General features: G+C 69.7%; 6 protein-coding genes. 3 read left to right on the top strand and 3 right to left on the bottom strand.

What is annotated here, in order from left to right; translation table 11 throughout:
* Window positions 1–17: 17 nt before the first annotated feature.
* Genes ACH4FH_RS06245 through rfbB form a run of 3 tightly spaced genes read left to right on the top strand, consistent with a single transcriptional unit; the run spans window position 18 to window position 4,293 of the window.
* Window positions 18–2,249 carry a DegT/DnrJ/EryC1/StrS family aminotransferase gene (locus ACH4FH_RS06245; protein WP_398554556.1) on the top strand — a complete coding sequence of 744 codons (2,232 nt, stop codon included), beginning with the start codon at window positions 18–20 and terminating at the stop codon, window positions 2,247–2,249.
* The gene (locus ACH4FH_RS06240) at window positions 2,246–3,313 is read left to right on the top strand and encodes a glucose-1-phosphate thymidylyltransferase (protein WP_398554787.1); all 1,068 of its coding nucleotides are present in this window, start codon (window positions 2,246–2,248) and stop codon (window positions 3,311–3,313) included. The genes ACH4FH_RS06245 and ACH4FH_RS06240 overlap by 4 nt, the downstream gene beginning before the upstream one ends.
* A complete protein-coding gene (gene rfbB, locus ACH4FH_RS06235; RefSeq protein ID WP_398554555.1) occupies window positions 3,310–4,293 on the top strand; it encodes a dTDP-glucose 4,6-dehydratase in 984 nt (327 codons plus the stop codon). The genes ACH4FH_RS06240 and rfbB overlap by 4 nt, the downstream gene beginning before the upstream one ends.
* Window positions 4,294–4,360: 67 nt before the next feature.
* Here rfbB and ACH4FH_RS06230 read toward each other — a convergent pair whose 3' ends face one another.
* Genes ACH4FH_RS06230 through ACH4FH_RS06220 form a run of 3 tightly spaced genes read right to left on the bottom strand, consistent with a single transcriptional unit; the run spans window position 4,361 to window position 8,033 of the window.
* Window positions 4,361–5,368, bottom strand: a complete 1,008-nt coding sequence (locus tag ACH4FH_RS06230) for a Gfo/Idh/MocA family protein (protein WP_398554554.1) — start codon at window positions 5,366–5,368, stop codon at window positions 4,361–4,363.
* Window positions 5,365–6,759: an NDP-hexose 2,3-dehydratase family protein gene (locus tag ACH4FH_RS06225; RefSeq protein WP_398554553.1), complete on the bottom strand. Its 1,395-nt coding sequence runs from the start codon at window positions 6,757–6,759 to the stop codon at window positions 5,365–5,367. Before ACH4FH_RS06225 ends, ACH4FH_RS06230 begins: the two co-directional genes overlap by 4 nt.
* Window positions 6,756–8,033, bottom strand: a complete 1,278-nt coding sequence (locus ACH4FH_RS06220) for a glycosyltransferase (RefSeq protein WP_398554552.1) — start codon at window positions 8,031–8,033, stop codon at window positions 6,756–6,758. Before ACH4FH_RS06220 ends, ACH4FH_RS06225 begins: the two co-directional genes overlap by 4 nt.
* Window positions 8,034–8,186 lie beyond the last annotated feature (153 nt).

Raw genomic sequence — 8,186 nt, 5'->3', positions numbered from 1 at the left:
GCCAGGACATCGTCACCGTGACCGAGGGCGCCTGCGACTGGCTGCTGCCCCGGGTGACGCCCATCCTGCAGCGCGACCTCACCGCGGACAGTCTCGCCGGGCGGATTCATACCGAGGAGTCAGGAGACGCCGTGCAGGCGACCACACATGAGATCACGGCGCAGGGGGCCACACCGGGGCATCCGGACCGGGCCCGGCCCGGGGGCCGGCCGGCCTTCGACCGGCCGCTGCACGTGGGCTCGCCCAACGTCCCCGACCGGAGCCGCCTGCTCGAGCGAATCGAGCAGGTGCTCGACCGGGGCTGGCTGACCAACAACGGCCCGCTGGTACGGGAGTTCGAGGAGCGTCTGCGCCGATTCACCGGTGCCGCGCACGTCCTGGCCACCAGCAACGGCACCACCGCCCTTGAGGTGCTCTGCCGCGCCCGCGGTCTCAGCGGCGAGGTCATCGTGCCGTCCTTCACCTACATCGCCACCGTCCACGCCCTGCAATGGCAGGGCCTCACCCCGGTCTTCGCGGACATCGACCCCGAGACCGGCACGCTCGACCCGGACCATGTACAGCAGCTGATCACCCCGCGCACCAGCGGCATCGTCGGCGTCCATCTCTGGGGCAGACCCTGCCGGGTCGACGCGCTCCAGCGGATCGCCGACGACCACGGCCTCGCCCTGCTGTACGACGCCGCGCACGCGCTGGGCTGTGAACTGGACGGCCGGGCCGTCGGCGGTTTCGGCGACGGGGAGATCTTCAGCTTCCACGCGACCAAGTTCATCAACGCCTTCGAGGGCGGCGCCGTCGCCACGAACGACCCCGAGCTGGCCGAACGCGTCGCGCGTATGCGCAACTTCGGCTTCGGGCCCGACCGCGAGGTGCTCACCTGCGGCACCAACGCCAAGCTGAACGAGATCTCCGCGGCCATGGGCATCACCGCGCTGGAGAACATCGAAGAGATCATCGCCGCGAACGTCCTGCGCCATGAGCACTACAAGGCCGGACTGGCCGGCATCCCGGGCGTCCGGCTGCGGGCCCCTGGCAGGGGCGAGCACAACAACCACCAGTACATCGTCATGGAGATCGACTCCGCCGTCACCGGGGTCCGCCGCGACGAACTGCTCACCGCGCTGCACGCGCAGAACGTCTTCGCCCAGAAGTACTTCCATCCGGGCGTCCACCGCACGCCCGCCTACGCGCAGCGGCCCGACATCCACCAGCCGCTACCGCTGCCCGGCACGGAGGCGCTGGCCGAACGGGTGCTGGTGCTGCCCTCCGGCCTGGCCGTCAGCACCGCCGACGTCGACCGGATCTGCGAACTCGTCCAGGAGGCGGTCCTGCCGGACCGGCGCACGGAACACACAGGGAGGAAAAAGCACATGAGCACGGGACACGAGGCGACCGCGCGGACCACCGCCGGCAGCCGGCGGCTCACCGGCTGGAGCGGCGACGCCGACTACTTCCGCTTCCGCGAGTACACCACCTTCGAACCGCAGGCCGTCATCGACGTTCTCAAGGGCCGTAACGCGGGCGTCATCTTCCGCGGCGTGGTCGGGCAGGACGTCTGCGCCGAGCTCTCCGAGCGCTTCTGGTCCAGCGAGAGCCGGAGCAAGCGCGTCTCCGTCGCCCCCAGCTACTACTTGGGGACGTATCACTACCACAAGACGACCACCGAGTACCTGGACGAGTCCGAGCGCACCGCTCCGGCACTGGAGCAGGTCCTCGACATCCCGCAGGACCCGCTGACCGGGTTCTACGAGGGGCTGGCCAAGGCACTCGCGCCGGAGGGCGTCACCGTGCGCCAGGCCGAGCACGAGGGACGCAAGGCATGCCGTGGTCTGCTGCGCTCCTGGCACCGCGCCGGCCGGTACACGCTCGACCCGCACGAGGACAGCTCCCAGTGCACAGAGCCGAAGCAAGCCGACTTCGAGATTCAGCGGGTGCTCGACCACCACATCACCGCTCTCAACATCTGCCTGGAGAACGGCGACGGCGGCCGCCTCGCCGTGTGGAACATCCAGCCGGACGAGACGAGCAAGCGCCGCCTCGGGCTGCACCACCTCGGCTCGCCCTACCCGATGGACACCCTCGACGGCATCGAACGCCAGTGGATCGACGTCAACGCCGGTGACATCTATGTCTTCAACGGTGCCCATATCCACGCCGTGGAGCCCAACACCGCCGCCGGCAGCCGCCGCACCACCGTCGCGGGCATCCTCGGCTTCATCGACGACGACACGGTCGTGTCGTGGACATGAAAGCACTCGTCCTCGCCGGCGGCACGGGCAGCCGGCTGCGCCCGATCACCCACACCTCGGCCAAACAGCTGGTTCCCGTCGCCAACAAGCCGGTCCTGTTCTACGTCCTCGAATCCATCGTCGAAGCGGGCATCACCGAGGTGGGGATCGTCCTCGGCGACACCGCGGAGGAGATCCGCACGGCCGTCGAACGCGGTGGCTTCGGCGGCCTGGACATCACCTACCTCCCGCAGTCCGCACCGCTCGGTCTTGCCCACGCGGTGCGCATCGCCAAGGACTTCCTCGGTGACGACGACTTCGTGATGTACCTCGGCGACAACTTCATCATCGGCGGCATCACCGACCTGGTGAACGAATTCCGGGTCCGCAGACCCGACGCGCAGATCCTGCTGACCCGCGTCCCCGACCCCACCGCCTTCGGCGTCGCCGAGCTCGACGAGGCGGGCAACGTGGTGGGGCTGGAGGAGAAGCCGGAGAAACCCAAGAGCGACCTCGCGCTGGTCGGGGTCTATCTCTTCACCCCGGCCGTCCATGAGGCCGTACGCGCCATCACCCCCTCGGGGCGCGGCGAGCTGGAGATCACCGACGCCATCCAGTGGCTGATCGACCGGCACCGGGACGTCCGGTCCACGACGATCTCGGGGTATTGGAAGGACACCGGCAACGTCGTCGACATGCTGGAGGTCAACCGCACGGTCCTGGAGTCCATCGAGCCGCTGGTCGCCGGAGAGGTCGACGAGGCCACCGAGATCGTCGGCCGGGTGCGGATCGACGAGGGAGCCGTGGTGCGCCGCTCCCGCATCGTCGGTCCGGCGATCATCGGGCCAGGTGCGGAGATCACCGGATCCTATGTGGGACCTTTCACCTCGATCTCCGAGGAATGCCGCATCGAGGACAGTGAGATCGAGTTCTCGATCGTGCTGCCCGGCTCCTCCCTCACCGGCGTCGGCCGGGTGGAGGCATCCTTGATCGGCCGCAATGTGGAGGTCACCCCGGCCTCCCGTGCCCCCGCAGCGCACCGGCTCATTCTCGGCGACCACAGCAAGGTGCAGATCTCCTCATGACGACCAGGATCCTCGTGACCGGTGGGGCCGGCTTCATCGGCTCCCACTACGTGCGCACTCTCCTCGGTCCCCAAGGGCCGGGCGACGTCCATGTCACGGTGCTCGACAGCCTCACGTACGCGGGCAATCCGGCGAACCTCGACCCGGTGCGGAACCACCCGGGGTTCTCCTTCGTGCGCGGCGACATCTGTGACCCCGGGCTCGCCGGAAAGCTCGTCGGAGAGCACGACCAGGTGGTGCACTTCGCGGCGGAGTCACATGTGGACCGCTCGATCCTCGGCGCCGCCGAGTTCGTCACGACCAACGCGGTCGGGACGCAGAACCTGCTCGATGCGGCCCTGCACACCGGCCTGGGTACCTTCGTGCACATCTCCACCGACGAGGTGTACGGCTCCGTGCCCACCGGCTCCTCACCCGAGTCGGCCCCGCTGTCGCCCAACTCGCCGTACGCGGCGTCCAAGGCGGCCGGCGATCTGATCGCCCTGTCGTACCACCGCACCCACGGCCTGGACGTCCGGGTGACGCGTTGCTCCAACAACTACGGACACCATCACTTCCCCGAGAAGCTCATACCCCGGTTCATCACCTCCCTCCTCGACGGTGGCCGGGTGCCGCTGTACGGCGACGGGCTGAACGTCAGGGACTGGCTGCACATCGACGACCATGTGGCCGGCATCGAACTGGTGCGTACCGGCGGTCTGCCGGGCCGGGTCTACAACATCGGCGGCGGTACCGAAGTGACCAACAAGGAACTCACCGGGCTGCTGCTGGCCGCCTGCGCGGCCGACTGGGACAGCGTCGAGTACGTGGCGGACCGCAAGGGCCACGACCGTCGCTACTCGGTCGACTGGAGCAGGATCCGGGACGAACTCGGGTACCGGCCGCGCAAGGACTTCACCGCGGGCCTGGAGGAGACGGTCCGCTGGTACCGGGACAACCGGGCCTGGTGGGAGCCGCTGATGACGCGAGCCGCACTGTGAGCGAACGAAGGGGGCCCGGGCTGATCCCACAGCCCGGGCCCCCTTCGCGTCGGCGTCATGCCGCAGGTCATCCGTCGGTGTTCACGCGCACCGCCCGTGCACGGACCTGGTCCACCAGCTCCAGCGTCGTCACGGCGTCCGCACGCCACCGGGCCTCCTCCGGGCCGGCTGCCGCCCCGTCGCCGCGCACCGCGGCGGCGAAATCCGCCACACAGCGCAGATCCTGGGCGGCGGCCGGCAGCAGGAACTGCTCGGTGTGGTCCTGCTCTTCCAGCACCAGGACCGGCCGGTGCTGCGCGGACGGGCTGAACGCCTGCTCCGTGCTGATGCGTGCGTGGCTGCCCCACAGGGAGTACCGCGCCGCGTAACTGTGCTCGAAACCGAAGTCGAGCGTCACGAGCACCCCCTCGTTGGAGGCGAGCAGCACCTGCCCGGACAGGTCCAGGCCGTCCGCTGCCCGGGTACGCAGCGTCGCCCCGGTCACCCGGAGCGTGCCGCCGAGAAACCGGATCGCCGTCCGCAGCGGATACACGCCCGCGTCCAGCAGCGCCCCGCCGCCGAGTTCGGGCACGTAACGGATGTCCTGGGCGGGGAGCGGCGGAATGCAGAACGCCGCGTGCAGAGAACGGAGTTCCCCGATCCGCCCGTCGTTCAGCAGCTTCGCCGCCGCCTCGTGCCGGGGGTGGTGGAGGAACATGAAGTTCTCCCGGAGCACCAGGCCGCCCCGTTCGGCGAGCGTCACCAGCTCACGGGCCTCCCGGGCGGTGGTCGCCATCGGCTTCTCGACCAGTACGTGCTTGCCCGCCCGCAACGCCCGGGCCGTCCACTCGTGGTGCAGGGCCGCGGGCAACGGCACATAGACGGCGTCGATGTCGTCACGGGCGAGCAGCGCCTCATAGCCGGAGACGGGTGCGCACCCGAACCGGTCGGCGAACCGGCCGGCCCGCTCGGCGTCCCGTGCGGCAACCGCCACCAGCTCGATGTCCGGGCACTGCGCCATCGCGGGCAGCACCCGTCGCCAGGCGATCGACGCGGCGCCCAGCACTCCCGTCCGCACCGGCCGGCCGGCGGTCACCGCAACGTCCGCAGGGCCGCGACCAGCGTCCTGGCCTGGACGTTCACCTGGCCGCTGTATCTCAGCAGCTCATCCAGCTGACGCTCGGTCATCCAGCGGTGGTCCGGCGTCTCCTCGACGTCGTCGCCGTCCTCCGTCTCGACGATCAGATAACGGCTCTGGGCGTGACGGAAGCGGCCGCCCTCCTCGGAGAGCACGGTGTCGAAGCGGATCCGAGCCGCCGGGTTGTCCAACACCAGGTCCAGATAAGGTGGTTGGGCGGCTGCCGGCAGATGGGCGTAGTTCTCCGGCGTCCACTGCACGGTCGGCCCGAGCTCGACCACGTCCACGAAGCCCGGCTCCACCCGGGCACTCATCAGCGCGTGCGGTACCCCGTCGATCCGCTTCACGAGCATCGCCGCCAGGCCGTGCCCGTGCGGCTGGAGCAGGGGTTGCGACCAGGCCGGGACCTCCCGGCTGTGGGAGCTCACGTTCACCGCCACGATGCTGAAGTAACGGCCGCTCTCGTGCGAGAGCGCGTCCGCCGACCGGTGCCACCCGGCCACCTGGTTCAGCGGCAGCCGCTCGGTGACCACCTCGTGCTCGGCACGACGGCCGGTGAGCCAGCTGCGGATCTCCCGGTCGGGGTGCAGGGCGGCGGCCGGCTCACCGCCGGTGTCCGCGGTGTGCCAGTGGGGCAGACAGGACAGTACGGTGCGCGCGTCCATGTTGATCAGGCTCTCGTGGCGCAGCAGGGAGTGCAGCTGGCCGAGGGTCAGCCAGCAGAAGTCCTCGCCGGCCTCCACCCATGGCCCGGCCTCGACGACCATGTTGCGGTTGCGTTTGCGGTGGAACCACGAGCCCTGTTCGGACTGGAGCACGTCCGCCAGAACCCGGCTCGGTTCCGCCGACCGGAACGCGTCCAGATAGGGAACGGCCGAACCGCCGTGCACCCGGGTGTAGTTGCTGCGGGTGGCCTGCACCGTGGGGGAGAGCTGGACCCCGTTGATGTTTCCGGGCTCTGACTTCGCCTGCATCAGGCAGTGCAGTACGCCGTCGAACTCGCGCATCGCGATGCCGAGTATGCCGAACTCCGGCTGGCTGATGATGGGCTGCGTCCACTCGGCGACCGGGCCGAAGTCGGACCGTACCCGCAGCCCGTGGAGGGAGAAGAACCGTCCGCTGTCGTGCCGGAGGTCTCCGGTTTCCGGATCGAATCCCCACTGCGCCAGCTCGTCGAAGCGGATGCGCTCGACGTTCTGTGCGTGCTTTTGCTGCCGGCCCGCGAGCCACTCGAAGAAGTCGGCCGTACTCGTCCGTACACCCTCGGTGCAGCCTGCGGACAGTGCCAGCCGGGACGACAGGCCGGGATCGGGCAGCCGCAGCCGGCTCGGCGTGATGGTCTGCGTCATCGGGGAATCCCCTCCAGGAAGGTGACCGCGGAGGCGGCCCCGTCCTCCCTGCCGAGCAGCCGGCCCAGCCGGGCGGCGGCGGCCGTCATCGCGGGATCGGTGGCCGCCGTGCGAAGCGCTGCGGCGAGAGCCTGCGCGGTGAGTTCGCGCTGTTTGAGCGGAGCGGGTGCCACGCCCAGGCGGTGCAGATGGTCGCCCCACATCATCTGGTTCACCTCGAACGGACAGATGACCTGCGGAACGCCGGCGGTGAGCGCCGCGTTATGGGCGCCGAGGGAGCCGGAGTTGACGGCCACCCGCACGCGCGGCAGCAGCCACTGGTAGGGGACCTCATCAAGGACGAGGACGTTCTCCGGCGGGTTGTCGATGTCGAGCGCGCCCCAGCCGGCCACGATGACGGCCCGGTATCCGGTCTGCCCCACGGCGTCCAGCACCAGCCGCCGGGTGTGCTCCGGGTCCGTGCCGACCGCGCTGCCGAAGCCGAGGAAGACCGGCCGGTCACCTTCGTCCAGGAAGCGCACCAGCCGCTCCGGAGGCTGCCAGCCGGGGGCGGGTGGCAGATGCCAGAAACCGTCCGTGTGGACCGAGTCGGGCCAGTCGGAACCGGGCGGGAGGACGTGCGGACTGAAGGAGTGCAGAACCGGCGTCGGGGTGCCGTCGGCGCCGTGCCGGAAGTCCAGGAAGCCTTCGCGCGGCGGCAGTCCGAGGGTGTGCTCGCGCCAGTGTACGACCGCCTCGATGACCTCCGGCCCGAGGAAGGTCCTGACATCGGTCCTGCTGTGGTCCTCATGGTCGGAGAACACCGCCGACAGGTGGCCGAAGGAGGGGTAGTCCCGGGAGACGACGAAGTTGGGGTAGAGCGCCCCCAGGACGTGGGGCACGCCCAGCTTCTCCGCGATCTGCGGGACCGCCTCGCGGAAGGCGTGCGAGTGGATGACGATATCGGCACCGTCGGCCGCGGCCTCCCACATGTCCCGCAGCACGGCCGAGTAGAGCGGCAGCATCTCCTGGCGGATCGAGGCCCGCTGCCTGTCGCTCTCCGCGGACGGGCGGTCACTGTTCACCTGTAGCTGCCGGATGTCGGCCCGGGACCGAATCCGCACCGCGCCGTCGTCCAGCGCGGCGAATTCGACGCCGTATTCGGCTGCCAGCGGAGCAAAGAGCCGAGGCGCCGCCAGCACGGCCTTGTGCCCCGCCAGGTCGAGGGCACGGCAAAGAGCCAGATACGGCTGTACGTCGCCCCGATTTCCATAGCAGTAGACCAGTGCCTTCAATGTCGGTGCCTTCCGTGGTCGTCGGGTGGCCCACCCTTTCCAGTGCCGCGCGGCACGCGCAAGAGGCAGCTTCTTGCATACAGAACCGATCCAGCGTCACGCACCCGGCCCGATCTAACGTGACGGCAGCTTTGGGGTCACACCGATGGGAGG

It is taken from the genome of Streptomyces sp. NPDC017993, assembly GCF_044328065.1.
Classification (GTDB): domain Bacteria; phylum Actinomycetota; class Actinomycetes; order Streptomycetales; family Streptomycetaceae; genus Streptomyces.
The sequence above is the reverse complement of the archived record's forward strand: the minus strand, read 5'-3'. Positions and strand labels throughout refer to the sequence as shown.

What these genes read in the sequence shown, in the direction of transcription:
- ACH4FH_RS06225 (WP_398554553.1), bottom strand. Translation starts at nt 6,759, where the DNA reads ATGACGCAGACCATCACGCCGAGCCGGCTGCGGCTGCCCGATCCCGGC.
- ACH4FH_RS06240 (WP_398554787.1), top strand. Translation starts at nt 2,246, where the DNA reads ATGAAAGCACTCGTCCTCGCCGGCGGCACGGGCAGCCGGCTGCGCCCG.
- rfbB (WP_398554555.1), top strand. Translation starts at nt 3,310, where the DNA reads ATGACGACCAGGATCCTCGTGACCGGTGGGGCCGGCTTCATCGGCTCC.